The following is a 25601-nucleotide window of genomic DNA, read 5'->3' as shown; positions in this document are numbered from 1 at the left end:
CCCCTATAGGGCGCTACAGGACCCGGGAGGCTCCTACTGGGAGGTCCCACAAGTCGTCGCGATCCAGGCCTGCCTTCTCCCAGGCCGTCCGTACCCGTGTCAGTGGCTCCAGGACCGGCTCCGCCGACAACACGAACGTGCCCCAGTGCATGGGCGCCATCCTGCGCGCGCCCACGTCCTGGGCCGCCCTGACCGCCTCCTCCGGGTCGCAGTGGACATCGCTGAGCCACCAGCGGGGGTCGTAGGCGCCGATGGGGAGGAGGGCGAGGTCGATGCCCGGGTAGCGCTCTCCGATCCGGGAGAACCAGTGGCCGTATCCCGTGTCGCCCGCGAAATAGACGCGTTGGCCGTCGGGGGCCGTCAGTACCCATCCGCCCCACAGGGAGTGGCAGGCGTCGGTGAGGGTGCGCTTGGACCAGTGGTGGGCGGGGACGAAGTCGAAGCGGACGCCGTTCAGTTCGGCCGCCTCCCACCAGTCGAGTTCGGTGACGTGGGTGAAGCGGCGGCGGTGGAACCAGCGGGCGAGGCCTGCCGGGACGAACACCGGGGTGGTGCGCGGGAGCCGGCGCAGGGTGGGTGCGTCCAGGTGGTCGTAGTGGTTGTGGCTGATGACGACCGCGTCGACGGGCGGCAGGGATTCCCAGGGGACCCCGACCGGGGTGATGCGGGCGGGGGTGCCGAGGATGCGACGGGACCAGACCGGGTCGGTCAGAACGGTCAGGCCGCCGATCCGGACGACCCAACTGGCGTGTCCCGCCCAGGAGACGGCGACGGTACGGGCGTCGACGCGGGGCAGCGGAGCGGGTTCGAAGGGGAGCCGGGGGATGTCGGCCAGGCCTTCGCGCCCGGGGCGGATGGAGCCCTCCCGGGCGAAGCGTGCCATCGCTTTCAGGCCGGGCAGCGGGGCGGTCAGGCGGTCGTGGAAGGTGCGCGGCCACACCCGGCGCTCGCCCAGCGGGCGGGGTTCGGCGAGCGGCGGAAGGACGGGCGCGAACCCTGGTCCGGACGCCGTCTCGTCGGCATCCCGGGTGGTCGTACTCGTGCTCGTGGTGGTGGTCGACTCGGACTGCTGCGTCATCGAGGAGGCTCCCATCGCTGAGCGTCGTCGCGGAGATCGTCGAAGACCGACTTCACATGGCTCAACGCGCGTTGCACATGTGGCAGTTCCAACGGCGTGGGTGATGTGAGACATTCCGCGCGTTCCTCGTCCGTGCGGCCCAGCAGCGGGCCGGTGGACAGACGGACGCGCAGGGCGCCGAGTTCGTCGCCGAAGCGGTGACCGCCCGGTGCGGGCATGCCGAGGCGGGCGGCGAGGAAGTCCTCCAGTTCCTGCGCGTCGCCGACGCCGTGCGCCGAGAGCGCGGAGCGCAGCGGGCCGAGGTCGGCGTAGAGGTGACGGCCGGCCTGCGGGGGTCGGGACAGGGTGCCCGCCGCGACGACCGCCGCGTGCAGGGCGGCGGCCACGCGCGCGTGCAGGCGCATGGCGGCCGCCACGCGCGCGGTGACCGGCTCCGGCTCCCGCAGCGCGTAGGCGGCCGGGGCGGCGAGGGGCCCGGCGATGCGGGCGCCGAGCGCGGTGAGCACGTCGAGCACGCGCGCGTGGAGGTCACCGCCCGTCCCGCCCGCCGGGAATCGGGCCACCGCGGCAGGCCAGCCGGGCGGCAGCAGCGCGCCGGCCAGGTCGGTGACGACGGTGACCCGGTCGGGCAGCATCTCGGCCGGGCTGAGCAGCACGGTGTCGTGCGGCGCGTGCAGGGTGTCGCGCCAGGTCTCGTCGCTGACCAGGTGCAGTCCCTCCCCGGCTGCGGCCTCCACGCACCCGTGCAGGAACTCGGGAGGAGCGACGGTGGCGGTGGGGTCGTCCGCGACCGACAGCACGAGAAGCCGCGGGTCACCGCCCTCGGTGCGCACCCTGCGCACGGTCTCCAGCAGGGCGTACGGATCCGGGACGCCACCGCACTCGGCCGGCGTCGCCACATGGAAGACGGGTCTGCCCAACAGGCGTGCGTACGGCGCCCACCAGGCCGCGCAGGGCCTCGGCACCAGGACGTCACCGCCGAGCGCGGCGGTCAGCGCGAGCAGCAGGGCGGGGGCGCCGGGGCCGGCGGCCACGCGGTCGGGTGCGGCGGACAGGCCGCGTCGCTCCCAGTACCCGCAGGCTGCCTCGATCAGTTCGGGTCCGCCGCCGATCGGCTCCGCGTCGGCGCGTGCGGCGGCCGCGGCGAGCACGGCGGTGAGTTCGGGCGGCACGGGCAGCCCGTCCTCGGGCAGGGGCGGCCCGAAGCGGACGGGGCCGTGGCCTTCCGGGTCCGTCGGCCGCATGCGTACCTCCGCGCAGTCCCTGTGCCGTGTCCGTGCTCCGAGTACCCAGGGTGCCGCTGTCGCATCGGAGTGCGCACGGGTTTCGCCCGTCTCCCGGCGGGTCAGCGGCCCCAGACGGAGTCCTTGGGCCACATCCGGTAGGCGGCGGCGCCCAGTGCGCAGACGATCAGGAGGCCGCCGGCGACCAGGGCGGGCACGGAGTCGGAGAAGGTGCCGCCCGCACCGGCCTCCACCCCGTGCTGCATGTCGTGTTCCCGCCCGTTCTGCAGGCCCGTGCCGCCGCAGGAGTCGGAGTCCTGCGCGGTGCAGGGCCGGCCTTGGTCATGGCCGTCGCCGTCCCCGACGTCGCCGCCGCCGACAGCGCCTCCGCCGAGATCGGCGCCCTCACCGCCGCCGCTGTCTCCCCGTCCGCCGCCACCGCCGCCGTCGTCACCGTGTCCGCCGCCACCGCCGCCGTCGGCACCACTCACACCGCCGTCGCTCCCGCTCTCACCAACCGCGGCGCCATCGCTGCCGTCGCCGCGGTTCACATGGGAAGCGGCGCTCCACGCCTTGCCCGTGGAGCCGGCCGCCGTCGCGCAGGTGCCGTCGACGGTCGTGGGGTGCCCGCTCCCGGCGTTCGTGTGCGAGGCGGCGCCGAGGGTGGCGGGCGGCGGTCCCCCGGTCGCTTCGCAGGCGACCGAGACGGTGACGCCGCCGCCCGGGGAGACGCTGCTCGAGCCGGTCTCTGCGGCCGAGTCCGCGTAGGCGGCCGAGGCGAAGCCGAGCGTGGCACCGGCCAGGGCCGCGACGGACAGGACACGGGCGGTGCAAGGCATGGGGAGGGCTCCTTCGACGGGCGGTTTCTCAGGAGCACGGAGTCGTGCCCCATAGCCCATCACAGCCCGCCCGGCGGCCAGGCGCGCGCGGCCGAGCCCCATTCGCGCTACGAGGACGCCCGAGCGGGTGACACGACGGTGCCCCGCCCTGGTGTCAGGGCCCCGGTTCGCGGGACCTCAGTTCAGCAACGCGGCCAGGTCCCTCTCCAGCCCCCGCCCCCGCCGTTCGACCACCGCCGCCGCCACGTCGGACAGCTTGCGGTTGCTGCCCTGCGAGAGGCGGCGCAGCACCCCGAACGCGGCGTCCGCGTCGCAGCCCAGTACGTGCATGATGATGCCGCAGGCCTGGTCGACGTGGGGGCGGGAGCGCAGGGCGGTGCCGAGCTGGTCGAGTTCGGTGAGCGCGGCACGGTAGGAAAGGTCGCGGACCAGGCATGTCATGGCGAGGTCGCCGAGCGCCCGGGCGGGCCCGTGCGGGGCGTCCGCCAGGGCGCCGGGCCGGAAGCTGTAGAGGCTGAGCGTCACCGCCAGCCCGGAGCGCCGGAAGGGCAGCGTGACGCTGGAGCGCACCCCGGAGTCGAGCGCGAGGGCGCGGTAGTCGGGCCAGCGGTCCTCGCGCAGCAGATCGGAGCAGCGGGCCGGTTCCCCGCGTTCCAGGGCGGCCGGGATGGGCCCGTCCCCGGAGCGCAGCTGCACGGCGACGAGCGGGGCGAGGTCGGGATGGGTGACGGCCGCGGGCCGCTCGCTGCCGCCGTCGGCCACCATTCCGCTCGCTCCACAGCACTCCACGGTGCAGCGCGCGGCCTCCTCCACCAGTTCCGACAGCCGCCGCCCGGGGAGGGCGGGCTCGGTCGCCTCCGTTCCCCAACGACGGGTGTGATGCCCGGTGTCCGGCATGGTGCACTCCTCCTCTCTCTCGCGCACCTTCCCCCTCGCCCGGTCCGAAAACGGTGGCCTCGGACGGGAGTCGCGCTAATTTCGTCGCATGACGCAGACGGACGAGTTCGGTGAAGACCTTGCGGACTTTGTGCGCCGCGTCGCGGAGCTGAAGACGGCGCGGTCCGTGTCGAGTGGGGACCTGCCCACAGTGCTGGACGCGGCCATCTTCGAACTGGACCATGTGGTCGGCCAGTTGTGGCCCCGGTACGAGCGGCTTTCGGAGGCGGGCCCGGCCCGCACCAGGGCCTCGGCGGACCGTCAGGAGCAACAGCTGCTGCGTGCCGTGTTCCAGCGTCTCCCGCTGCCGGTCGCGCTGGTCGACAAGGAGACGGTGGTGCGGCGGCTGAACGGCGCGGCGAGCGCCTTCACCGGTGTGCGCGCCGGTTATGCGACGGGCCGCCCGCTGACCGGTTTCCTCGCGCACGCCGACCGGGCCGCGTTCCGTTCGCAGGCCGCGGCGGTGGCCCGCGGCGAGGGCGACCGCAGTCTCACCGTCCGCCTCCAGCAGCAGCCGTCCGTCCCGGTGCACGCCACGCTGGCGGCCGTACGCCCGAGCGGCGAGCCCCGCGCGACGGTCCTGGTGGTCCTGCAGCCCGGCGGGCCCAGCGTCCCCACGGAGCCGGCGGACCCGCCGGCGCGGCAGCTGCCGGACCTCGCCGAGGCCACCCGGCACGCGGCCGTGATGGACCTCCTGGACGCGATGACCACGGCCCTGCTGACCACGGACCGGCACTCCGCCCTGGAGGCGGCGGCGCGGGTCCTGCACGGCAGGTTCGCCGACTGGGTGATCGCCGACGCGGGCGCGGACGGTCTCTCGCGCGCGGCCGTACTGGCCCCGCCGGACGGGACCGCGGCCGCGCTCCAGGGGCAGGATCCGGCCGACTGCCCCCTGGTCGTCGAGACGATCCGGACCGGGTCCCCGGCCCTGCAGATCCGCCCGCCGGACCCGGACGCCTTCGGCCGGACCGCGACGGGCGCCCCCGTCCTCGTAGCGGCGAACGTCACGTCACTGCTGTGTGTGCCGTTGAAGGACGGGGACGCCGTGCGGGGGGTGCTCACGTTGTTCCGGTGCGGGCCCCGGCTGGCGTTCTCGATGGCTGAGGCGCAGGCGATGGACCTGATGTCGCGCCATCTGGCACTGGCTATGCGGCCTCGTGCATGATCTGGTCCCGCATCCGGGTGCAGCAACGGCTGATCAGTCGTGACACATGCATCTGGGAGATGCCGAGCTGCTCGGCGATCCGGCTCTGCGTCATGTCGCCGAAGAACCGCATGTACAGGATGGCCCGCTCCCGTTCGGGCAGTGCGGCCAGCCGGGGCTTGACGGACTCGCGGTCCACGACCGTGTCGAGCGCGGGGTCCGGGGATCCGAGGGCGTCGCTCAGCGAGTAGCCGTCCTCGCTGCCGGGCAGTTCGGCGTCGAGGGAGAGCGCGGTGAAGCTCTCCAGCGCCTCCAGTCCGACCAGGACGTCCTCCTCGCTCATGTTGGCGTGCTCGGCGATCTCCGCGACCGTGGGCCTGCGGCCAGAGATGGTCTGGGAGAGGTCCTGGGTGGCGAACCGGACACGGTTGCGCAGGTCCTGGACCCGGCGCGGTACGTGCAGGGTCCACATGTGGTCGCGGAAGTGCCGTTTGATCTCGCCGGTGATGGTGGGCACGGCGTAGCTCTCGAACGCGTTGCCGAGTTCGGGGTCGTACCGGTCGACGGCCTTGACCAGGCCGAGGGCGGCCACCTGACGCAGGTCGTCGAAGCTCTCGCCGCGGCTGCGGAAGCGCCCCGCGAGACGGTCGGCCATCGGCAGCCAGGCCTCGACGATCTGCTCACGCAGCGTGTCGCGCTGCTGGCCCGCGGGGAGCTTGGCGAGTTTGCGGAAGGCGTCGGCGGTGTCGGGGGCGTCGTCGTGCGGGTGGTGCTTCGCGCTCACTTTGGTGGGCATGGTGCGTCGCAACTCCCTTGAAGGTGCTCTGGGGTGGACGGTCACCGTGGGAGTGCGGCTGCGCGTTCGAGACAGGCGCGGCCTGGGCGGCTCAGGGGCCGGTCCCACGGACGTGCCTCCTGTCCGAAGCACTGGAACTGCGCCTGCCCCGGGCCCCGGGCCGCAAACACCCCCGCATGTTTTCCGTCGGCCCACCGGGTGACTCGGCCCGCAGACGACAGCTGTCCGATCACGCCAAGGCCCGGGAGGTCGACACATGAGCACCAAGGTCTCCGACCACGTCCTGCAACGACTGCGCGAGTGGGGAGTAGACCACGTCTTCGGCTATCCGGGTGACGGCATCAACGGTCTGCTGGCCGCCTGGGGGCGGGCCGAGAACAAGCCCCGTTTCGTGCAGTCCCGGCACGAGGAGATGTCCGCGTTCGAGGCGGTCGGCTACGCCAAGTTCAGCGGTCGTCTCGGAGTGTGCGCGGCGACCTCGGGGCCCGGTGCGATCCACCTGCTCAACGGCCTCTACGACGCCAAGCTGGACCATGTGCCGGTGCTGGCGATCGTCGGCCAGACGCATCGCACGGCGATGGGCGGCTCGTACCAGCAGGAGGTCGACCTGCACACCCTGTTCAAGGACGTCGCCTCGGACTTCATCGAGACGGTGACGGTCCCCGAGCAGCTGCCGAACGTCATCGACCGCGCGATCCGCACCGCGTACGCACGCCGCGCCCCCACGGCGATCATCATCCCCGGGGACGTCCAGGAGCTGGACTACTCAGCCCCCACGCACGAGTTCAAGATGGTGCCCTCCAGCCTGGGCCGCAGCTCCTGGACGTCGGTTCCGTCCCGGGAGTCCATCGAGCAGGCGGCCGAGATCCTCAACTCCGGTGACAAGGTGGCGATCCTGGTCGGCCAGGGCGCGGCCGGGGCACGCGCCGAGGTCGAGCGGACCGCCGAGCTGCTGAAGGCCGGCGTGGCGAAGGCACTGCTCGGCAAGGACGTCCTCAGCGACGAACTCCCTTACGTCACCGGCTCGATCGGCCTGCTGGGCACCCGGCCGTCGTACGAGCTGATGCGGGACTGCGACACCCTGCTGACCATCGGTTCGTCGTTCCCGTACACGCAGTTCATGCCGGAGTTCGGCAAGGCGCGCGGGGTGCAGATCGACATCGATCCGCACATGGTCGGCATGCGCTATCCGTACGAGGTGAATCTCGTCGGCGACGCGAAGGCGACCCTGCAGGCCTTGATCCCGCTGCTGAGTGAGGACCGCGGGCGGGAGTGGTACGACCAGGTGTGCGCGAACGTGGCGCGCTGGCGCGAGGTGATGGCGCGGCGGGCCGAGCTGTCGGCCGACCCGATCAACCCCGAGTACGTCGCCCATGTGCTGGACCCGCTGCTGCCGGCCGACGCGATCGTCAGTTCCGACTCGGGCTCGGCGGCCAACTGGTACGCACGGCACCTGACGATGAAGCCGGGCATGCGCTCCTCGCTGTCCGGGACGCTCGCGACGATGGGCTGCGGGGTGCCGTACGCGATCGGTGCGAAGTTCGCGCACCCGGACCGGCCCGCGATCGCGCTGGTCGGGGACGGTGCGATGCAGATGAACGGCATGGCCGAGCTGATCACGGCGGCCAAGTACCGCGATCTGTGGGAGGACCCGCGGCTGGTCATCGCCGTGTTCAACAACCACGACCTCAACCAGGTGACCTGGGAGATGCGGGCCATGGAGGGCGCTCCGTCCTTCCTGCCCTCGCAGGAGCTCCCGGACGTCCAGTACGCCGCGTTCGCCCGTTCGCTGGGCCTGACCGGCATCCGGGTGGAGAAGCCGGAGGACGTCGAGGCGGGCTGGCGGGCCGGTCTGGAGGCGGACGGCCCGGCGGTGATCGAGTTCCTGACCGACCCGGCGGTCCCGCCGATCCCGCCGCACGCCACCTGGGAGCAGATGGAGGCGACGGCCGCCTCGATCCTGAAGGGCGACGCGGACCGCGGCTCCATGATCAAGCGGGGGCTGAAGGCGAAGGTGCAGGAGTTCCTGCCGGGGCGGGAGAAGCAGTAGCCCCGGTCGTGTTGCACGGCGCTGAAGAGTTCAGTTGCGCACGAAACAGTTCAGTGGTCAGTTCAGTAGCGGTGAACTGTTCAGTGCCGAACTGCCGTACTTGACATCGTGGTGCGGCCGAGACTCCCGGACGTCACGCCACGGGGGCTTGCAGAACACGCTGGTCAGGCAGCGGCCACGGCGCACCGGTGCGCCGTCGACGGCCTCCATCGCGTGGGTCACCGTCCAGGAGGCGTCGACCGGGGTGCCTTCCAGGTCAACCACCTGGCACCGTTCCGGCTCACCAACCGGCTGCTCCCCCGGCTCACCGCCGCCCCGGCGGGGCCAGGGTGACCAACACCGCCGGCCGCATCTGCCCCCGTGGACGTCTGGACCTGGACGACCTCGACGGATCCCACCGCCGGTACAGCTCCCAGCGGACCTACGCCGCATGGAAGCTCGCCACGGTCCTGTTCACGCGGGAACTCGCGCGGCGCGTACACGGCACAGGTGTCACCACCTCGTGCTTCCATCCCGGAGTGATCGCCACCGACATCGGTGACCTGCGGGAGTCCGAGCCGCTGGCGGAAAAGGGTGACCACGAGCCGGTCGGGGAGGGTGAACATGGGGCGCCGTCCGGTGCCGGGAGCCGCCAGACGAGGCCGGCCCCCGCATGTGTTCAGGGGACCAGGATGAGGCGGATCGGATCCCCGATCTTGTGTGCCAATCGGTGGACGGCCTTGTCGGCCTCGGCAGGCAGCTCCAGGGTGATGGACTTCGCCGGGGCGCGGGGCGCGCTGAGGCCGAAGTCCCACAACCCGGTGGGGTCTTTGACGAGGTCCTCCGTGGCCACCACGGTCAGCGGGTGGGCCTGGCTGGAGACGATCGAAGGACCGATGTCGGCCTCGGTGAGGAGGTCGACCTCGAAGCGCGGTGCGCTCTCGTCGGTGGTGGCGGCGGCGTACTCCTCGGCCAGGGCCGACCACAGCGTGTCGGTCCAAGCGCGCGCCATGCCGTCGAAGTCCCCCGAGGCGTCGGCCTCACCTCCAGGGCCTCGAAGGCGGCGGGCGCCTGGGCGAGCGGCACGACCTTGCTGATCAGCCGCTCGGCGGGGATGGTGCCGTCCGCGACCAGCGCCACCGCCTTCTCGAAGTCGGAGCGGTCGTACAACCGGGCGCCCACCAGGGTCAGTTCGCGCCAGAAGAAGCGGTGCAGGTCGACCTCGCGGGGGCGGGATGGATCGCGACCAGGCACAGCCGGCCGCGCACTGCCAGCACCTCGACCGCCGTGTCCACGCCGGCCGCCGCGCCGGACACCTCGAAGGCGACGTCCGCGCCCGCGTCCCCGGTCCACTCCCGCACCGCCTCGGCCACGTCCTCGGCGGCCGGGTCCCAGGCCGTGAGCCCCAACTCCTCGGCGAGCAGCCGACGGTGGGCGCTCAGCTCCACCACCCGGACCTCGGCGCCCGCGGCCCGCGCGACCAGCGCGATCAGGACGCCGACCGGGCCGCCGCCGACCACGACGACCTTCTCGCCCTCACGCACCCCCGCCCAGCCCACGTCGTGCACGGCGACCGCCGTCGGCTCCACCAGCGCGGCCCGGTCCAGGGCGAGCGACTGCGGCAGCATGACCAGCGTGGTGGCGGGCACCGTCCGGCGCTGCTGCATCGCACCCGGCGAGTCGATCCCGATGAAGTCCAGGTGCTGGCAGACGTGCTGATGCCCGGCGCGGCAGGCCGGACAGGAGTCGTCCCAGCGCAGCGGCATCACGGTGACCGCGTCCCCCGGGCTGCCAGCCCTCGACGTCCGGGCCGACGCGTACGACGCGGCCTGACATCTCGTGCCCCAGGACGGCGGGCGTCTGGACCCGGGCGTCCATGTCGCCGTGGAAGATGTGCAGGTCGGTGGACGAAACCGTGAGGACGACGAGAGATCGGCACGCCGTCCTCCCCTCTACACCAGTCACCGTGAGGTCCATGAGGCGGGCCCCTGTGGAGGAGCGCAGTGGTCTTTGCCGTGCTCGCGCGGGCTGACACCGCCCTGTAGCGATCGGCCGGCGGCATGACCGGATGTACCCAACCTGTCCTCTCCGGCGGACGGGGGGCCCGTCGGTGATGTCACGGCTGCGGGGTCGGCCGGCGGCTCGCCCACGCCCGGGCGATGTGCTCGCGCATCGCGCGGGCGGCTCCGTCGGCGTCACGATGGCGGAGCAGTTCGAGTATGGCCACGTGCTCGCCCAATGACACGGTCAAGCCGTCGCGGCTTGAGTGACCGATGTAGAGGCGTGACAGGCGGGCCTTGCCGTGAACGCTGCGGATGATCGCTTGACCCAGCAGGTTCCCGGAAGCCCTCATGATCGTCTCGTGGAAGGCGGCGTCTGCCTCGGCGTAGCGCACCGGGTCGTCCAGTGCCTCCCGCAGCGCGGTGGCCTGCTCTTCGAGTTGGGCGAGTTCGAGGTCGGTGATGCGGCCGGCCGCGTCGGCGGCCATCTCGGCCTCCAGGGCGATGCGCACGCTGACCAGCTGGTCGAGGATCGTCAGCGTCCGGTCGTGGCGGACCTGGGCCTCCAGGACGACAGGGTCCAGGAGATTCCACTCCTGTGGCTCGCGCACCCGTGTACCGCGCCCGGGTGCCGCCCTGACCAGCCCCTTTTCTTCGAGTACCTTCACCGACTCGCGCACGACGGTCCGGCTGACGCCGAACTCCTCGCACAGCACCGGCTCGATGGGCAGCGCGGAGTGCGGCGGATAGGCCCCGCCCACGATCCGGTCGACGAGGTAGGTCACCACGGTGTCGCTGAGCCGGCCAGTTGGCCGTCGGGGAACGGCTCCCAGCGAGCCCTCCGAGGGCGCAGGTGCCAGTCGTTGACGACTGGCCGGGGTACGGACCACGTGCGGCTCCCTGTGATCAGGAAATAGCACAGCATACACCTTGCAGATTATGTCATTCGTATGATGAAGTTCGTCCGCCCCGGCGAAACGCCGGTGAAACATGGCCGGATTCCCGCCGGGTCGCGACCGAGAGGGGACCCGGACCAGGCACGGTGCGCATCACCGAAGGAGCCCTCGTGCTTTCACTCCGAAGAACGACCCCCTCACGCCGCCCCCGGCTGCGGATACGCGCCGCGACCGCGGCGACGGCGCTCGTCGGCGCCCTGCTCTCCGCAGTCACGTCCGCCGGAGCGGCACAGGCCGCGACCATGACGACGCTCTACGCGTCACCCTCGGGTACCGGCACCGCATGCTCCTCTGCCCAGCCGTGTTCGATCACCCAGGCGCAGACCTCGGTGCGTGCGGTCAACGCCGGCATGACCGGCGACATCGTCGTGCAGTTGGCGGACGGTACCTACCGCCTCTCCGCCCCGCTCTCCTTCACTGCCGCGGACTCGGGCACAGGCGGCCACACGGTGGTGTGGAAGGCTGCCCCCGGCGCGCACCCGGTCATCTCGGGGGCGCGGAAGATAACCGGCTGGTCGCAGTTCGACGCGACCAAGAACATCTGGCGCGCCAACGTCGGCACCGGCTTCGACACCCGCCAGCTCTACGTCGATGGCCTGCTCGCCACCCGGGCGCGCACCCAGGTCACCCGCTCCGACCTGACGTTCACCTCGACCGGGTTCACCTTCACCAATTCCGCGCTGAGCTACCTGAACACGCTGGCCAACCAGAGCCGGGTGGAGCTCGAGACGCTCGACAGCTGGACCGACCGCTACATGCCGGTCCAGAGCATCAGCAACAACACGGCCACCATGCAGCAGCCCGCCTGGGACAACAACACCTGGGGCTGGGACACCGTCCAGTCCCCGTTCCGCAAGGGACCGGCGTACCTGGAGAACGCCTACGAATTCCTCGATGCCGCAGGTGAGTGGTATCTGAACACCGCCACCGGCTACCTCTACTACAAGCCGCTGGCCGGGCAGGACATCAGCACCGCTGACGTGGAGCTGCCGCGGCTGGAGTCCCTCATCAGCGTCGGCGGCACCTACGATGCGCCGGCCCACGATCTGTCCTTCGTCGGTGTGCAGTTCTCCCACACGAGCTGGCTGCACCCGAGCACCAACGACGGCTGGGCCGACCAGCAGACCGGCGGGTACATCAAGGGCAACTGGAACAGGCCCTCGGATGCTTTCACCTCCTGCAAAGCGGGATGCAGCCTGTTCGAGGCGACCCGCCCGGTCTGGCTGCAGATGCCCGCGGCGGTACAGGTGTCCGCAGCGAACCACGTGACGTTCAACGCCGACAAGTTCGTCGGCATCGGCCAGTACGGCCTAGGTATCGGCGAGGACGCCAACGCGAACACCTCGGGCGTCGGCCTGGGAGCCAGCGACATCAGCGTCGTCGGCTCGCTCTTCAACCAGATCGCAGCGGGCGGCATCATCGTCGGCGGGTACCGGGAAGACGCGCATCACCCCAGTGACGCCCGGATGACGAACAAGAACATCACGATCAAGAACAACCTCATCCACGACGTCGCCATCGACTACCGTGACAACGACGCGATTCTCGCCACGTACACCACCAACGCGGAGATCAGCCACAACGAGGCGTACAACCTCCCCTACTCCGGCATCGGCCTCGGCTTCGGGTGGGGAGTCAACGACGTGGGCGGCAGCCCGGACTACCTCAACCGGGGTCTGTACAACTATCAGCCGATGTACAACACCCCGACGACGGCCTCGGGGAACTCGGTGGTCGCCAACTACGTGCACAACTTCCTGCAGTCGATGAACGACGCCGGCTGTGTCTACACCCTGTCGGCGAACCCCTCCAGTGTGATCGACCGGAACTACTGCACCGCCGGCGGCAACCACGGCATGTATTTCGACGAGGGATCGCGATACCTGTCCGCCACCAACAACGTCTTCAACGGGAGCGGGGACTACGTCCACGCGAACGCCCCCAGTAACACCAACACCGGCAATTTCACCCTGACCGACAACTGGACCACGAGGGACGGTGACGTCGTCAACGGGGTTCGTGGCAACGTGGTCAGCGGCACGGTGATCGTCACGGGCGGTGCCTGGCCGGCGGGCGCCCAAGCGGTCATGAACGCGGCCGGTCTGGAACCCGCGTACCAGTACCTCAAGTACCCGGTGACCGCTCCCTACTCCACCTTCGCGGTGAACTCGCCGGCCACCTTCAGCCAGGCGAACGGCCAGTTCGCGATCACGGAAGCCGGGACCGACGTCTGGGGCGGTACGCCACAGCACGACGACCAGTACGGGGCCATCTACCAGAGCCAAGCGTTCACCAACGGCACCACCGTGACCACCAAGGTGAACCAGCTGGACAACACCAACCCCTGGGCAAAAGCGGGCATCATGGTGCGTAACAACATGACGGCCTCCGGCAGTTCAGCGGGCTACGCAGTCATGGCCGTGACACCCAGCAATGGAGTCGTTCTCGAATACGACTCCAACGGCGACGGATACCTCGACTCCGAGGCGAAGACCACGGGCATCAAGGCACCGGTCTGGTTGCGGCTCACCCGCACGGGCAACCAGGTCAGCGGGTACTACTCCACCAACGGGACCACCTTCACCCAGGTCGGCTCAGCGGTGAACCTGTCCGGGGCCAACGCGACCGAGGACGCGGGCGTCTTCCACACCTCCCACGACAACAAGGTCTCGGGTACGGCCACCTTCAGCGGCCTGAGTATCACTCCGTAGCCAGTTCTCCATCAGATGAGCAGAGGGTGTTCAGATCATGCGGTGACGCAAGATCTGAACACCCTCTTGTCCGTGCCAGGCTCGGCGGTATCCCCGTCCGGCATGACCAGATGGCCGTGGTCGCCAACATCTATCGCGCCGCCTCGGCGGTGCGGCAGCACCTGGAGAACTCCGTGCTGCGCGGTGTCGACCTGACCTGGACCGCCTTCGTGGTGCTCTGGGTCATCTGGATCTGGGGCGAGTCGGAGACGCGGCACGTGGCCGAAGAGGCCGGGATTTCCAAGGGCACGCTCACGGGGGTGGCCCGGACGTTGGAAAGCCGAGGGCTGGTGCGGCGAGCAGACCATCCCACCGACGGCCGACTGGTGCTCCTGAGCCTGACCGACGAAGGGCAGGAGCTGATGCAGCGCCCTCCAGGAGACCCTGTTGCCGCAGTTGTACGTGCTCGCGCCAGTGGAGTTCAACTCGGTTGCACCGACGTGTGATTGTGTCGCTCACCGGTTCGGGAATGCGGCCGATCACCCGGAACGTGTTGGGCGGTATCCGTTGGACATGACGGACGCGGAGTGGGCCCAGGTCCGGCGGCTGCTGCCGGTGCCGGCCTGGCTGCGCGGCCGGGGCGGGCAGCCGGAGGCGTACTGCCACCGCACGATGCTGGACGCGATCCGGTATCTCGTGGACAACGGGATCAAGTGGCGGGCGATGCCAGGGGACTTCCCGCCGTGGGACCGGGTCCATGCGTTCTTCCGCCGCCGACATGACCATGGCCTGGTCAGGGAGTTCCACGACCGGCTGCGTGAAGAGGTCCGCGAGAGGCTGGGCCGCGACGCGGCACCGACGGCCGGTGTGATCGACTCGCAGTCGGTCAAGGCGGACGCCGTCGTCGGTGCCGACAGCCGCGGGTTCGAAGGCGGCAAACTCATCAACGGCCGCAAGCGGCACGTCGTGGTCGACACACTCGGCCTACTGCTGGGCGTGATGGTCACCGCCGCGGACACCGGTGACCGCACCGCCGCCCGCGTGCTTCTCGGGCGGGTCGCCGACATGCACCACCGGCTGGAACTGGTCTGGGCCGACGGCGGCTACACCGGCAGCCTCGTCGAGCATTGGGGACGGTCAGGTGGAGCTGTCGCTGGTCGTGCGGCTCGGGTCGGCCGCCCATGAGGCCAGCATGCGCAGGCTGTCGTGGGTCGGGGTGCCGGACTCGGCGGTCCAGACGATGATCTGGAGGTCGGGGTCGGCGGCCCAGGTGACGGCGTTCCAGTCCAGGTGCAGGTCCCCGACGACAGGATGGCGCAGGTGTTTGGTGCCGGTGTCGCAGACGGCGACGTTGTGCGCGCCCCACCACTGGCGGAACTGCTCGTCCCGGGCGGAGAGTTCCCTCACGATGGCAGCGAGGTGCGGGTCCCCGGGGTTGCTGGTGTTGTGCATCCGCATCAGGGCGACGGCCTGCCGGGTGACACCCTCCCAGTCCGCGTACAGCTGACGCATCGCGGGGTCGGTGATGAGCAGCCTGATGTGGTAGCGCTGCTTCTCGGGGATCTTGGCGAAGTCGGTGATCAGGGCGGCGCCCATGGCGTTCCAGGCGACGATCTCGGTGCGCGGTCCGATCACGAAGGCGGGGGTGTGCGCCATGTCGTCGATCATGCGCTGCAGCTGCGGCTGCGCCCTGGGACGAGGCTTCCTGCGGGGCGGGCGGAACTCCTCCCTGGCCGCGAGCTCGTACAGGTAGACCCGCTGGTCGTCGTCCAGGTGCAGGACGCGGGCCAGGGACTCCAGCACGGACGGCGAGGGCTGGATACGGCCCTGCTCGAGGCGGGCGTAGTAGTCGGTGCTGATGGCCGCCAGTACGGCGATCTCCTCACGGCGCAGACCCGCGACGCGCCGCGGACCGCCGTCGGGCAGGCCGACGGCGGCCGGATCGAGCTCGGCGCGGCGCGCCTTGAGGAATTCCCCCAGATCGTGGCGGTGAGGATCGCGGTTCATGCCATCACCCTGACATCGGAGAGCGGTGTTGTCAGGGGGAGGGATTTGTCCCTGGAAGCCTCACCTTCAAGATGAAGTGCGAACTGCGGCCGTCACCAGGGGTTCACGGGAGGCGGATCCACTTCCCGTGGAGCTGGACAAACTCGCCACCGATGACGGAGCTGGCCATGCAGGTCCCCTCGGTGTAGTCCTCGATGTGGGTGACGTGGTCGCCGGCTCGGTCCAGCGCACGACGTACAGGCCGTCGCGGAGCTGGGTGGTGGTGTAATCCATCGTCCGCCTGCGGCCCTTGATGGCACCGCCCGTCACCTCGAAACTGACCTGGGTCGCCGGGGCGAAGGTGATGTCCACCGTGAAGTGGCCGAGCGGCGTGTCTGGGCCGAGGTCCGCCAGCCAGGTCTGCCCCACGCTGGGAAGGGGCGCGTTGCTGTTTGTCAGCACTACTTCTTTCCGTGGGCGGCGGTGCGCGGCGTCAGCCGAGGACCTTGACGACTTCCCGGGCGAGCGGGACAGCCGAAGCGGGGTTCTGGCCGGTGACGAGGATGCGCTCCACCTCAAGAGGGGAAGCGAACTTCTCCTCGCCCTTGTGGCAGTCCGCACCCACGTCCGAGATGAGACGGTCCTGCAGAAGCCACTTCGCCCGGTCGGCGAGGCCGTTCTGGATCTCCTCGGAGTTGGACAGTCCGGTCAGGCGGCAGCCGTGGAACGGGGACTTGCCGTCGGGGTCCACGGTGGACAGCAGCGCGGCCAGGCCATGGCACACCAACGACACGATCTTGCCGGAAGCCAGCCAGCCGCTGAGTAGCCTCCCGGCCGCGGGGTTCTCGGACAGGTCCTCCATCGGGCCCCAGCCGCCGGGGACGAACACCGCGTCGTAGTCATCGATGTTCACGTCCTCGATTGCGCATCGGGTTCGCCAGTTCGGTGGCCTCGCGCAGAGCGGTCCTCATCTGCTCGGCACCCTCAGGTCCGCCGTTGAAGTCCGGCGCCAGGCTGAGCGCATCGGCGGTCGGCGGGATGCCGCCCGGGGTGGCCGCGGCGGTCTCGTAACCGGCCTCCTTGAGGACGCCGTACGAACCGATTGCCTCCTCGGCCCAGAAACCGGACGGCTGCTCGAACCCGTCGGCCAGGGTCCAGTGGTCGGCGCGGCGATGAGGAAGAGGATCCTCGCCAGCGAGTGCTCCCTGGGGTGAGTCCGGACGGTCAGTTGTTCGCAGCCTGCTGGACGACGTGGCTGTCGGCGGCCTGGACCAGGTGGGTGAGCTTGCCGTTGCCGACCGTCCACAGGTGGTTGAAGCGCGCGTCCGACTCCGCACCGGACTTGGACACGGCGTGCTAGTGACCGCGTACGAAGACATGCTCGCCCGCGTCGTAGAAGTCCTCGGCCACCGCACCGAAGGACGTGAAGCGGGGCGCGAGCCGGCCGAAGAAGTGACCGCCGGCGCTGGCCCAGGTCGTGTAGACGCCGCCGTAGGGGAAACCGGGGGTGATGTCCCAGACGATGTCGGGGTCGATGACCTCGGCGACCACGTCCGGAGCCATACCGGAGTCGTAGAGCCGATGCACGAGAGCGAGGTTCGGGGAATCGGACATGACGATGCTCCTTTTCGGGACGGGCTGCGGGTGTCGTTCTGGGTTCAGGCGGCGAGGGCGGCGCGGCCGGCGCGGAAGAACGCGGTCTGCTGCGCGACGCGGGCACCGAGGCCCTCGGCGGTGACGATGTCCGCCTTGTGGACCGCTTCCGGACCGGCATCGACCGGGGTCTGGGCGCCCGCACCGACGAAGTAGCCCAGACGGTTGATGTCGTCCTCGCTGCCTTCGGTGGAGGACCAGCCCGGCTGCACGCCGAGGCTGACCCAGTGCATGCCGTGCTGGGCGGCCAGGGTGAAGAAATAGCCCAGGGTCGAGGACTTGTCGCCGTTCTTCGCACCGGAGTTGGTGAACCCGGCGGCGATCTTGTCGGCCCAGGTCTGGGTGTACCAGCGCTTGCTGCTGGCCTCGGCGAAGGTGTGGAAGACGGCGGAGGCGGTGCCCATGTAGGTGGGGGCACCGAAGATGATCGCGTCGGCGGCGTCCAGCTGCACCCACTGCTCATCCGTGATCGTGTCCACAGGAATGGAGATCACCTCGGCACCGGCCTGCGCGGCGCCACGCGCCACGGCCTCGGCCATCACGGCGGTGTGGCCGTAGCCGGAATGGAAAGCGACGGCGACAGCGGGACGGGAGAGAGAGGACATAGGATTTTTCTCCTCGAAAAGCATTGCGTGAATCGGGCTCCGGAAGCGTGGCACGAAATTCGAATGCGAAGGTAGGAAGGATTAGTCCCTGGCTGCGCTGTCCCTGCTTTTATGCCGGGCGACCTGTTGGTCTTACGAATTTGTGGCCGCCGCGTACCGACACGTCTATGCCGTCACCAGCCGCGACGCGTTCTCCGCGACCGACTCTCAGCTCGCCTGAGCGGTGCGCGAGCACTGGCACGTCGAAGCCCATCACCACGTCCGGGACACCACCCCCCTCGCCGAGGACGCCTCCAAGATCCGCACCGGGAACACTCCCCGCGCAATGGCCACTTTCCGTAACATCGCGATCGCCCTGGCCCGCCTCACCGGCTGGACCAATCCCGCCCACGCCACCGACTACTACAAGTCACGCCCCGACCATGCACTCGACCTCATCCCACCCGGCAGGTGAGCACGCAGGCGCCTTGGGCACACACCTGGGCTTGATCCCTTTTGGCGGACATCGAAGATCAGTGGCCGCCGCTCCAGAAGGATGATGTCCGCCAAAGCGGACCAAGCCCAGCGCAGCTGACCACCCGCTCAACCCGAGCGTCACATCATGTGACTTCAAACCGCACTCGCTGCATGGCTCCTACTCGCCCCCGTAGGTACCGGGCGTCTGCCCGGTCACGCGCTGAAAGGCGGCGATGAAGGCGCTGGGCTTTCGGTATCCCACGGCCCGCGCGGTGGCCTTGACGGACGCGCCGGTCGCCAGATGGCCTACTGCGGCGCGGACACGGACCCGAGTCCTCCACTGCGAGAAGGTCAGCCCTGTCTCGGCGAGGAAGAGCCGTGACAGAGTACGCACCCCGCTGTGCACCTCCGCCGCCCACATCGCCAGTTCTCGCTGATCTCCGGGCGAGTCAATGAGTCGCTCGGTGATCGTACGCAAGCGCGGTTCGGCGGGCATGGGCACCTGGATCGATTGGGTCGGCAGCGGCCGGAGGACCTCGAAGAGGAGAGCTTCGGCATGACGGCGGCTTGCCGCGTCCGGCTCGGCCCGCAGGTATCGGATGAGCTCACGAAGCAGCGGCCCGACGGCGACGCCGGTGGGCTGTGTCCAGTCGATGGGGCAGCGCGTGGCCATGAACCGGATGACGCACAGTTCACCGGCGTGCCGTGTCGTCCCCGTGTGCTCGACACGGCCGGGAAGCCACAGGCCGTGCCCCGGAGGCACCAGCCAGTCGCGCGAGACCGTGCGCAGGGTGACGGAAGTGGTCGACGCCCACAGCAGCATCGGCTCCGCATGGGTATGGGGTGCCACCTGGAAGGGCGGATGCGCATGCTGGTGATCGATGCTCAGGATCGGCGAGGCGGTTCCCTCGCCCAGAGCTGTCACCTGAGCCAAGACGCTCACCCCTCCATCCGCCGATCCGTCCCGTCCCAGCCCACCAGTCCCGTTCGCCCAGTGCTCCGCTCACGGTCCGGCCGTTCCGGGGTATCGCATGGCCACCATGCGCACAAGCGCCATTCTACGGTTAGGCATGCCTTACTTGATGCCCGGGCGTGGAGCGTACCCACCTCGCGTTGCGGCGTCGACGCACAGGAAGAGGACGTCACCATGAACCGGATCAAGCCCGTCAGCCGTCGGGTGCTGTCGGCCGAAGTCGTGCGCAAGGAGTGGAGGCCCGGAAACTTCCTGCTGGTGACCGTGGGCGGAGAGGACCTCAAGGACTTCCGGCCGATCGGAGTCGACCAGCAATTCAGGCTCCTGTTCCGGCGGCCCGGCCAGGACCGGCTCTGGCTGCCCTCCCGGTCCGACGCCACATGGATGGCGCAGTACATGATGACGGGCAAGGCGGCACGCCCCTACGTCCGTTTCTACACGGTCCGGCACTTCTGGCCCGACCGCAACGAACTGGACATCGAGTTCGTGCTCCACGAAGGGGACAGTCCGGCCTCCACCTGGGCGCGGGGTGCCCGCCCCGGCGAACCGGTCGGCATCCTCGACGAGGGAGCCAGCTACAGCCCGCCCCATGGCGTGGAATGGCAACTGCTCGTAGGGGACGAGACCGCGGTACCGGCCATCCTGTCCATCCTGGACTCCGACGAGGGCGCGTTGCCCAGCGAAGTGTTCCTCGAGGTACCCAGCAGCGCGGACATCCAGAAGTTGAACACGCCACAGAACGTCAGCGTGCACTGGCTTCCGCGCGACGGCCGCCCCGGACTTCCGGGGCGCTACGCGCTCGACACCGTGATGAAGGCCGCCCTGCCAGAAGGGCGCTTCGCCACCTTCGTGGCAGGTGAGAATCACCTGCCCACGACACTGCGGCGGCACCTCGTCCATGAGCGCGGCGTCGACAAGTCCGACATCACGTTCGTCGGTTACTGGCGGCACGGCAGGGCGACTCCGGGATGACGGCCGGTGCGTTCGGTCGAGGCCGCCCGCGTGGACCGCCCTTCTCACCCGCTCCTGAGGCAGATCTCGCTCTGCCACCCATCGTCGCCCAGCGAGGTGCCCTGCGCGGTCGGTTCTGTTCACGAGGCACCTCCAGCAGTGGTCGCCAACATCTATCGCGTCGCCTCGGCGGTGCGGCAGCACCTGGAGAACTCCGTGCTGCGCGGTGTCGACCTGACCTGGACCGCCTTCGTGGTGCTCTGGGTCATCTGGATCTGGGGCGAGTCGGAGACGCGGCACGTGGCCGAAGAGGCCGGGATTTCCAAGGGCACGCTCACGGGAGTGGCCCGGACGTTGGAAAGCCGAGGGCTGGTGCGGCGAGCAGACCATCCCACCGACGGCCGACTGGTGCTCCTGAGCCTGAGGCCGCGCGGCGCGTGGCTGTCGCCCGCGAGGAGATCGTCGAGGTCCTGGCCGCGTCGCCGGTCGGGGCGGAGGTCGAGATGGTGGGGGCTGTGAGTGCGATGGCGCCGAGGGTCGAAGTGCCTTGCCGGCAGCCAGGCTTGGATCGTTCGGTCTGACGGGTGACTGCGCGGTGATCGTGGCGCTGGTCGAGGAGGGTGCGGCGGGGGGCGGGGAAGGTGTGCGGGCCCGGCGGATGCGTGAGCATCTCGGTTGGCGGGCCAGTGATGCCCGTGAGCAGGCTGCTCGGTTCCGCGCGAAGCGGCTGGTGGAGCGGGGGTGGTTGTGCGAGGAGCGGCCGGGGCTGTTCAGGCCGCGGCCGGGGTGGGCCGGCTGACGTGGCGTCGGGGTGTGGGAGTTCCTTGGCGGGCAGGCGGTGATGGACGGCCGCCCACCAGACCATGGCCTCGGAGCTGTCGGTACGGTTCTCGTAGTCCCGGGCCAGGCGCCGGGCTCCGATCAGATGGGCAAAACTGCGTTCGACCACCCAGCGGCGTGGTAGCACGGCGAACCCGCGTACGTCGTCGGGGCGCTTGACGACGGTCAGCGCCAGGGCGAGGATCCTTCGGGTTTCGACACCTCGAAGATCAGCCGGTGGCCGTTCATCTATGCGGGCCTCATCCCAACGCCGGAGCAAACCCCCGGATCAGGTCGAACCCGTACACCATCTCCATGGACGCAACCCTGTCGTGGAAGCTGGACCCGAAAGGGCTCCATCCGTGTTCCGGCAACGAGGACACCACCCAAACGCCCTGCACCAGCTGACCGCCGGCCACGGCGACCTGAGGCACCGCAGGAGCACCATCTCAAGTCGGTTGACCTCGCTCAGCGATCACAGCCGCCTGCGTGAGCGCGGGGAACGCCTCCTCCCAAACCTGGCAAAGATGTCGGCTCACCATCCGTCTCAGTACGGGCCACTGGGCGAGCAACAGTTCCTTGTTGAGGAACCGGACCAGGTCTTGACGCTGCCCCTCTGCGGCACGGATCCGGTGGGCGTCTCCGACGTCCTGCATCAGCTGGCTGTCCTCACTCACGCTGGTTCAAAGGCCCTTCAACTGGCCGATCGACCCCGGCGCGCACTCGCGCCACTCTTGTTCATACGCCAGGTCAGCATCTTCCTGCTCACTCCGAAGCGGAGCATGGCTCCCTCCGGACTGAGTCCGCCTCTGGCAATGGACCACGCCGCCTCATTGGTAATCAGGAGGTTGCCGGCAAGCCAGTCCGCTTCCTCTTCCATCTCTCCGTCCCAGTGCCGGCAACCACGCAAGTCGAGCGCAGGGCCCGGCGGATGCATCAACAGCGCGTGGGCGATGTCATGGCTGGCCGAGCTGTTCTGACGCCCCGGCTCGTGGGAATCGTTCACCCAGATCTGCCGCCGCGGCCCCGCATGCAGCGAGCCTCACAGGCGGCAGCGGCGAAGCGGGGCGAAGCCCCAACTCCCCGATGATGTCGAACGTGGTGCCGCTTTGCGGCCCGGCCGCCAGGAGCAGATGACGCCGGCATATGGGATACCGACCCGCTGTCCAGGGGCACCGATCCGGAGCCTCCGGACGAGCCGCCCGCGCGCACCTCAGCCGCCCCTGCCGGTGGGCCCGGCGGGGCGGCTGAGGTGTCGTACGCGGTGGTGCGTCAGCGCACGTCGAACCGGTCGACGACCAGCCAGCTGCCTCCCGTCTTGGTGAGGGTGAGGGTGTGCCGTCCGAGGGGCAGGCCGCTGACGGAGTACACGGTCTGCTGGGCCTGGCGGCTCGCGGAGGATGCGTTGACGCTGCTCTGGGAGGCTCCGTCGAGGGAGACCGCGATGGTGCCCTCGTCGGAATTGGTCTCGGTGACGAGGCTGATCCCGGTGCCGGTGAAGGTGACGGTGACCGAGTCGCCGTTCGCCGTGGCGGCGTGGACGTCGTCCTGGTAGTCGCCCAGACCACGGTTGCCGAAGTACTTCCAGGAACCGCCGTTGTATGTGATCTTCGTTGTGGTGTCGTTGTACGTGCTGGTCACCTCGAAGCCGTCCAGAGTGGCCCAGGTGCCGCTGCGCTTCACGAACTTGATCGTGTGGCTTCCAAGAGGCAGCCCGCCGGTGCTGTAGATGACGGCCTGAGCCTGGCGTGTGGCCGAGGAGGTGTCGAACAGCCCTTGGGAGGTGCCGTCGAGGAAGACCTCGACTTGTCCCTGATCGCTGGACTTCTCTCCGAGGATCGAGACCCCGGTGCCGGTGAACGTCAGCGAGGCGGTATCGCCGTTGCCCTTCGTGGAGTGGACATCGTCGACGTAGTCGCCGTAGCCGCGGTCGCTGCTCACGGTCCAGCTTCCGGTGTAGGCGATCGCGGAGTCGTCGTCGTTGATTCTCCCGGTCAGCCCCTCGGTAACGGGATTGGGGGTGCTGGGGCCGGCGGCGGCGATGATGTCCTGGGAAGCGGTGGGCCAGGCGCCGCCGGAGACGATGGTGGCCTGGTTGAAGGTGATGTTGGTGCCGTGGTTGTTGTACGAGGACGTGTCGGAATAGTTGTCGTGGATGTTGATGTCGTGGATGGTCGGCGTCCACATGCCGATCCAGTTGCCGCGGCCGATGCGGGTGACGTTGTCGTGGGTGTCCCAGTAGGAGCTGCCCTCGTCCTGGTACAGCCTGTTGTTGGTGTTGTTGGTGGCCTCGACGACGTTGTTCGCGAGTACGGAGGTAGTGGAGCCGTCGCCGTTGCCCTGGCCGCCGTTGGTGTAGATGGGGCCGCCGTCGTGGAGGATGTTCATCACGTCGTGCACGTGGTTGTTCAGGATCTGGTTGGCCCCCGCGTAGATGGTGCCGTGCTGGCAGGTGGTCAGGCCCTGGGCGGACTGCATGGAGCACGGTGAGGCGTAGCCCCAGCCCCAGCCGACCGACATGCCGGAGTAGGGGGTGTCGCCGATGTCGTTGTGCGAGATGGTCAGGTCGCGGGTGTAGCCGGCCCAGATGCCGACCGCGTCCGAGTAGTCCTGGCCGACCTGCGAGATCCAGTTCTGGGAGACGGTGTCGCCCGTGGTCATGCGGCCGGTGTCGGTGAGGTAGTAGTCGTCCACCTCACCCACCGAGACGCCGCCGCCGGAGGTGTCGTGGATGTAGCTGCCGGTGATCGTGGAGTCCTGGGTGCCGTCGGCGAGGTCGATGCCAGTGCCGCCGGTGTGCGTGACCTCCACGTCGTCGAAGGTGATGTGCGAGCCGCGGTGGACCTGCACGGCGGCGGGGATGCGGATGGGGGCGTTGTTGTTGTCGGGGTCCCACAGCACGCCGGCCTGGTTGTCGATGTAGCCGGCCGTGGAGGGCAGCGTCCAGGTGGTGTAGGCGAAGGTCAGGCCCTGGAAGGTGATGTCGTGCGCGGGCGTGATCGCGTCCGGCACCACGGTGAAGCCGTCCAGGAGCATGGACGTCCCGCCGGTCTTGACCAGCTTGATGGTGTGCTGGCCCTTGGCCAGGCCGCTGACGGAGGCGACGACCTGCTGGGCGAGCCGCGATGAGCCGGAGGCGGAAACGCTCTGGACCTTGGCGCCGTCGATGTAGACGTCGATGCCGCCCTCGTCGCTGTTGGTCTCCGAGAGCACGTCGATCCCGGTGCCGGTGAAGGTGTAGCTCACCGAGTCGCCGTTGGTCGTGGTGGCGTGCACGTCGTTGTAGAGGTCACCGAAGTTGCGCCCGCTGGAGGAGCTCCAGGAGCCGGTGTAGGTGATGGCCGGGTCCGTGTCGTTGACCGGGGCGAGGTGTCCGGGCGTGCCCTTCACGTTCAGCAGCGTTTCGGTGGTGGGCAGTTCCACGTCGGCGGTGCTGAGGTCCTCACCGCTGCGCGGCTTGTAGTACAGGAAGCCCGCCGAGCTGTCGAGGTAGAACTCGCCCGGGGCGTCGAGCAGTTGGTACGCGTTCTCCACGTAGCTGATCGCGTTGAGCTTCGGCAGCCCGGCACCGTTGAAGGGGAAGCCCCGGTTGGGCACCGAGGTGTTGTTGTTCTTGAAGCAGGCCGGGTCGACGTTGAGGCTGGACCCGCCGCCGCTGGGCGCGGTGATGCTCGCCAGCGGGCAGCGCATCTGCTTCCACTGGGCGTTGTCCACGACCTCCACCGACGAGGCGTTGGTGAACGACGTGTAGGAGGCGTCGCTGGTGGTGAAGCTGGACCCGGAGAGGGTGAACCCCGAGGGGTTCAGCGGACCGCGTGCACGCTGGGCCCGCACTCCGTCGACGAAGAGCTGCCTGCTCTGCGTGCCGGCCGGCACGGCGGCGCGGTAGATGTTCTTGCCGCTGTCGAACAGGGAGAACCCGCTGACCTTGGTCGCCCCGCTGAGGACGGGCTTCTCGCCCGGGTAGGCGGCGTAGACCACCTTGTGGCCGTTGCGTCCGGAGTCGGACGCACCCAGGGCGAACGCCTGGGACAGGCGGTAGGTGCCGCCGCGCAGAACGACGTCGATGTCGGCGGCCATGGCAGGGGTGAGGCCCGCCACCTTGCTCTTGGCGCCGTCCAGGCTGCACGGGGCGCTCTGCGAGCAGGTGCTGCCGGACCCGGAGGGTGAGGCGTACAGCACGGTCGGCGTGGCGGCGTACGCCGGGCCGGCCGAGGACAGAGCGGCGCAGATGATCGCGCCGACCGTCCCCAGCACACCGTAGAGGCCGGTGGCTCTGGAACGGAACATAGGGGTGCTCCTTCGGGAAGGGCCGGAACGCCCGGCGGCTGCGGACCTCGTCGTCGTGAGGACCGTGACGGTCAGCCCGCCGGACGTCGTCCAGTGGAGGGGGGCGGTGGCCTTCATCGGGGAGCGCCTGCTGAGGCGAGCGCAGACATCATGCGGCTCCATGACACGTGAAGGACA

The 25601-nt window shown here is 69.6% G+C and carries 22 protein-coding genes and 5 pseudogenes; 8 read left to right on the top strand and 19 right to left on the bottom strand.

The genetic code is table 11. From position 1 onward, the window contains the following. Positions 1 to 13: 13 nt before the first annotated feature. From ACWC1K_RS13165 to ACWC1K_RS13150, 4 genes are all read right to left on the bottom strand, one after another. The gene (locus tag ACWC1K_RS13165) at positions 14 to 1078 is read right to left on the bottom strand and encodes an MBL fold metallo-hydrolase (RefSeq protein WP_450830947.1); all 1065 of its coding nucleotides are present in this window, start codon (positions 1076 to 1078) and stop codon (positions 14 to 16) included. Continuing rightward, complete coding sequence (locus tag ACWC1K_RS13160; protein WP_450830945.1) at positions 1075 to 2322, bottom strand: aminotransferase class I/II-fold pyridoxal phosphate-dependent enzyme; 1248 nt, start codon at positions 2320 to 2322, stop codon at positions 1075 to 1077. Before ACWC1K_RS13160 ends, ACWC1K_RS13165 begins: the two co-directional genes overlap by 4 nt. Positions 2323 to 2423: 101 nt before the next feature. Then, positions 2424 to 3140: a hypothetical protein gene (locus ACWC1K_RS13155; RefSeq protein WP_450830943.1), complete on the bottom strand. Its 717-nt coding sequence runs from the start codon at positions 3138 to 3140 to the stop codon at positions 2424 to 2426. A gap of 177 nt (positions 3141 to 3317) precedes the next feature. Then, positions 3318 to 4037, bottom strand: coding sequence for an ANTAR domain-containing response regulator (locus tag ACWC1K_RS13150; RefSeq protein WP_450830941.1), 720 nt, complete (start codon positions 4035 to 4037; stop codon positions 3318 to 3320). A gap of 88 nt (positions 4038 to 4125) precedes the next feature. Between ACWC1K_RS13150 and ACWC1K_RS13145 the strand changes: the two genes are divergently transcribed. Continuing rightward, entirely contained in the window at positions 4126 to 5241 is a 1116-nt protein-coding gene (locus ACWC1K_RS13145; protein WP_450830940.1) for a PAS domain-containing protein, read from the top strand. On the opposite strand, the gene ACWC1K_RS13140 is transcribed toward ACWC1K_RS13145, so the two are convergent. Continuing rightward, positions 5222 to 6016, bottom strand: coding sequence for an RNA polymerase sigma factor SigF (locus ACWC1K_RS13140; RefSeq protein WP_450830938.1), 795 nt, complete (start codon positions 6014 to 6016; stop codon positions 5222 to 5224). The two genes, ACWC1K_RS13145 and ACWC1K_RS13140, sit on opposite strands and share 20 nt — an antisense overlap. 256 nt (positions 6017 to 6272) lie before the next feature. On the opposite strand from ACWC1K_RS13140, the gene ACWC1K_RS13135 reads away from it, so the two are divergent. Then, on the top strand, positions 6273 to 8066 hold the full coding sequence (locus ACWC1K_RS13135; protein WP_450830937.1) for a thiamine pyrophosphate-requiring protein: 1794 nt from the start codon (positions 6273 to 6275) through the stop codon (positions 8064 to 8066). A 57-nt stretch (positions 8067 to 8123) separates the two neighbouring features. Here the strand turns inward: ACWC1K_RS13135 and ACWC1K_RS13130 are convergent, their stop codons facing one another. The 4 genes and pseudogenes from ACWC1K_RS13130 to ACWC1K_RS13115 form a co-directional block, all read right to left on the bottom strand. Next, the gene (locus tag ACWC1K_RS13130; RefSeq protein ID WP_450830935.1) at positions 8124 to 8330 is read right to left on the bottom strand and encodes a hypothetical protein; all 207 of its coding nucleotides are present in this window, start codon (positions 8328 to 8330) and stop codon (positions 8124 to 8126) included. Positions 8331 to 8724: 394 nt separating this feature from the next. Beyond that, positions 8725 to 9057 carry a hypothetical protein gene (locus tag ACWC1K_RS13125; RefSeq protein WP_450831128.1) on the bottom strand — a complete coding sequence of 111 codons (333 nt, stop codon included), beginning with the start codon at positions 9055 to 9057 and terminating at the stop codon, positions 8725 to 8727. A 32-nt stretch (positions 9058 to 9089) separates the two neighbouring features. After that, positions 9090 to 9959, bottom strand: a pseudogene (locus ACWC1K_RS13120) (zinc-dependent alcohol dehydrogenase); the annotation flags it as partial. Between the two features lie 202 nt (positions 9960 to 10161). Further along, complete coding sequence (locus ACWC1K_RS13115; protein WP_450830933.1) at positions 10162 to 10830, bottom strand: FadR/GntR family transcriptional regulator; 669 nt, start codon at positions 10828 to 10830, stop codon at positions 10162 to 10164. A 281-nt stretch (positions 10831 to 11111) separates the two neighbouring features. On the opposite strand from ACWC1K_RS13115, the gene ACWC1K_RS13110 reads away from it, so the two are divergent. From ACWC1K_RS13110 to ACWC1K_RS13100, 3 genes and pseudogenes are all read left to right on the top strand, one after another. Continuing rightward, the gene (locus ACWC1K_RS13110; protein WP_450830932.1) at positions 11112 to 13712 is read left to right on the top strand and encodes a DUF1349 domain-containing protein; all 2601 of its coding nucleotides are present in this window, start codon (positions 11112 to 11114) and stop codon (positions 13710 to 13712) included. 110 nt (positions 13713 to 13822) lie between these two features. After that, positions 13823 to 14122: pseudogene (locus ACWC1K_RS13105) on the top strand (MarR family winged helix-turn-helix transcriptional regulator); the annotation flags it as partial. Positions 14123 to 14264: 142 nt separating this feature from the next. Continuing rightward, a complete protein-coding gene (locus ACWC1K_RS13100; RefSeq protein ID WP_450830931.1) occupies positions 14265 to 14876 on the top strand; it encodes an IS5 family transposase in 612 nt (203 codons plus the stop codon). Here the strand turns inward: ACWC1K_RS13100 and ACWC1K_RS13095 are convergent. The 6 genes and pseudogenes from ACWC1K_RS13095 to ACWC1K_RS13070 all read right to left on the bottom strand — a co-directional run bounded on the left by ACWC1K_RS13095 (position 14829) and on the right by ACWC1K_RS13070 (position 17935). Continuing rightward, positions 14829 to 15698, bottom strand: coding sequence for a helix-turn-helix transcriptional regulator (locus ACWC1K_RS13095; RefSeq protein ID WP_450830929.1), 870 nt, complete (start codon positions 15696 to 15698; stop codon positions 14829 to 14831). The two genes, ACWC1K_RS13100 and ACWC1K_RS13095, sit on opposite strands and share 48 nt — an antisense overlap. Positions 15699 to 15764: 66 nt before the next feature. Continuing rightward, positions 15765 to 16106, bottom strand: coding sequence for a MoaF-related domain-containing protein (locus ACWC1K_RS13090; RefSeq protein WP_450830927.1), 342 nt, complete (start codon positions 16104 to 16106; stop codon positions 15765 to 15767). Between the two features lie 64 nt (positions 16107 to 16170). After that, positions 16171 to 16872: pseudogene (locus ACWC1K_RS13085) on the bottom strand (type 1 glutamine amidotransferase domain-containing protein). A 29-nt stretch (positions 16873 to 16901) separates the two neighbouring features. Beyond that, positions 16902 to 17027, bottom strand: coding sequence for a hypothetical protein (locus ACWC1K_RS13080; protein WP_450830925.1), 126 nt, complete (start codon positions 17025 to 17027; stop codon positions 16902 to 16904). 6 nt (positions 17028 to 17033) lie between these two features. After that, positions 17034 to 17291 (bottom strand): nuclear transport factor 2 family protein, encoded by a 258-nt coding sequence (locus tag ACWC1K_RS13075; RefSeq protein ID WP_450830923.1) that lies wholly within the window; start codon positions 17289 to 17291, stop codon positions 17034 to 17036. A 44-nt stretch (positions 17292 to 17335) separates the two neighbouring features. Further along, entirely contained in the window at positions 17336 to 17935 is a 600-nt protein-coding gene (locus ACWC1K_RS13070; protein WP_450830922.1) for a flavodoxin family protein, read from the bottom strand. A 223-nt stretch (positions 17936 to 18158) separates the two neighbouring features. Here ACWC1K_RS13070 and ACWC1K_RS13065 point away from each other — a divergent pair, with 223 nt between their 5' ends. Continuing rightward, on the top strand, positions 18159 to 18389 hold the full coding sequence (locus ACWC1K_RS13065) for a hypothetical protein (RefSeq protein ID WP_450830920.1): 231 nt from the start codon (positions 18159 to 18161) through the stop codon (positions 18387 to 18389). A gap of 180 nt (positions 18390 to 18569) precedes the next feature. Here ACWC1K_RS13065 and ACWC1K_RS13060 read toward each other — a convergent pair whose 3' ends face one another. Then, a complete protein-coding gene (locus tag ACWC1K_RS13060) occupies positions 18570 to 19334 on the bottom strand; it encodes an AraC family transcriptional regulator (RefSeq protein ID WP_450830919.1) in 765 nt (254 codons plus the stop codon). Between the two features lie 204 nt (positions 19335 to 19538). Here ACWC1K_RS13060 and ACWC1K_RS13055 point away from each other — a divergent pair, with 204 nt between their 5' ends. After that, entirely contained in the window at positions 19539 to 20336 is a 798-nt protein-coding gene (locus ACWC1K_RS13055) for a siderophore-interacting protein (RefSeq protein WP_450830917.1), read from the top strand. Between the two features lie 135 nt (positions 20337 to 20471). Beyond that, positions 20472 to 20750: pseudogene (locus ACWC1K_RS13050) on the top strand (MarR family winged helix-turn-helix transcriptional regulator); the annotation flags it as partial. A 454-nt stretch (positions 20751 to 21204) separates the two neighbouring features. Here the strand turns inward: ACWC1K_RS13050 and ACWC1K_RS13045 are convergent. The 3 genes and pseudogenes from ACWC1K_RS13045 to ACWC1K_RS13035 form a co-directional block, all read right to left on the bottom strand. Next, positions 21205 to 21324, bottom strand: a pseudogene (locus tag ACWC1K_RS13045) (IS5 family transposase); the annotation flags it as partial. Between the two features lie 504 nt (positions 21325 to 21828). Then, on the bottom strand, positions 21829 to 22146 hold the full coding sequence (locus ACWC1K_RS13040; RefSeq protein ID WP_450831119.1) for an ImmA/IrrE family metallo-endopeptidase: 318 nt from the start codon (positions 22144 to 22146) through the stop codon (positions 21829 to 21831). A 260-nt stretch (positions 22147 to 22406) separates the two neighbouring features. After that, positions 22407 to 25424 carry a hypothetical protein gene (locus tag ACWC1K_RS13035; protein ID WP_450830915.1) on the bottom strand — a complete coding sequence of 1006 codons (3018 nt, stop codon included), beginning with the start codon at positions 25422 to 25424 and terminating at the stop codon, positions 22407 to 22409. Positions 25425 to 25601 lie beyond the last annotated feature (177 nt).

Source organism: Streptomyces sp. NPDC001492 (genome assembly GCF_053597275.1).
The sequence above is the reverse complement of the archived record's forward strand: the minus strand, read 5'-3'. Positions and strand labels throughout refer to the sequence as shown.

Coding starts and splice junctions, on each gene's coding strand:
- ACWC1K_RS13165 (WP_450830947.1), bottom strand. CDS start 1,078: ATGACGCAGCAGTCCGAGTCGACCACCACCACGAGCACGAGTACGACC.
- ACWC1K_RS13160 (WP_450830945.1), bottom strand. CDS start 2,322: ATGCGGCCGACGGACCCGGAAGGCCACGGCCCCGTCCGCTTCGGGCCG.
- ACWC1K_RS13155 (WP_450830943.1), bottom strand. CDS start 3,140: ATGCCTTGCACCGCCCGTGTCCTGTCCGTCGCGGCCCTGGCCGGTGCC.
- ACWC1K_RS13150 (WP_450830941.1), bottom strand. CDS start 4,037: ATGCCGGACACCGGGCATCACACCCGTCGTTGGGGAACGGAGGCGACC.
- ACWC1K_RS13145 (WP_450830940.1), top strand. CDS start 4,126: ATGACGCAGACGGACGAGTTCGGTGAAGACCTTGCGGACTTTGTGCGC.
- ACWC1K_RS13140 (WP_450830938.1), bottom strand. CDS start 6,016: ATGCCCACCAAAGTGAGCGCGAAGCACCACCCGCACGACGACGCCCCC.
- ACWC1K_RS13135 (WP_450830937.1), top strand. CDS start 6,273: ATGAGCACCAAGGTCTCCGACCACGTCCTGCAACGACTGCGCGAGTGG.
- ACWC1K_RS13125 (WP_450831128.1), bottom strand. CDS start 9,057: ATGGCGCGCGCTTGGACCGACACGCTGTGGTCGGCCCTGGCCGAGGAG.
- ACWC1K_RS13100 (WP_450830931.1), top strand. CDS start 14,265: ATGACGGACGCGGAGTGGGCCCAGGTCCGGCGGCTGCTGCCGGTGCCG.
- ACWC1K_RS13095 (WP_450830929.1), bottom strand. CDS start 15,698: ATGAACCGCGATCCTCACCGCCACGATCTGGGGGAATTCCTCAAGGCG.
- ACWC1K_RS13075 (WP_450830923.1), bottom strand. CDS start 17,291: ATGTCCGATTCCCCGAACCTCGCTCTCGTGCATCGGCTCTACGACTCC.
- ACWC1K_RS13070 (WP_450830922.1), bottom strand. CDS start 17,935: ATGTCCTCTCTCTCCCGTCCCGCTGTCGCCGTCGCTTTCCATTCCGGC.
- ACWC1K_RS13055 (WP_450830917.1), top strand. CDS start 19,539: ATGAACCGGATCAAGCCCGTCAGCCGTCGGGTGCTGTCGGCCGAAGTC.
- ACWC1K_RS13035 (WP_450830915.1), bottom strand. CDS start 25,424: ATGTTCCGTTCCAGAGCCACCGGCCTCTACGGTGTGCTGGGGACGGTC.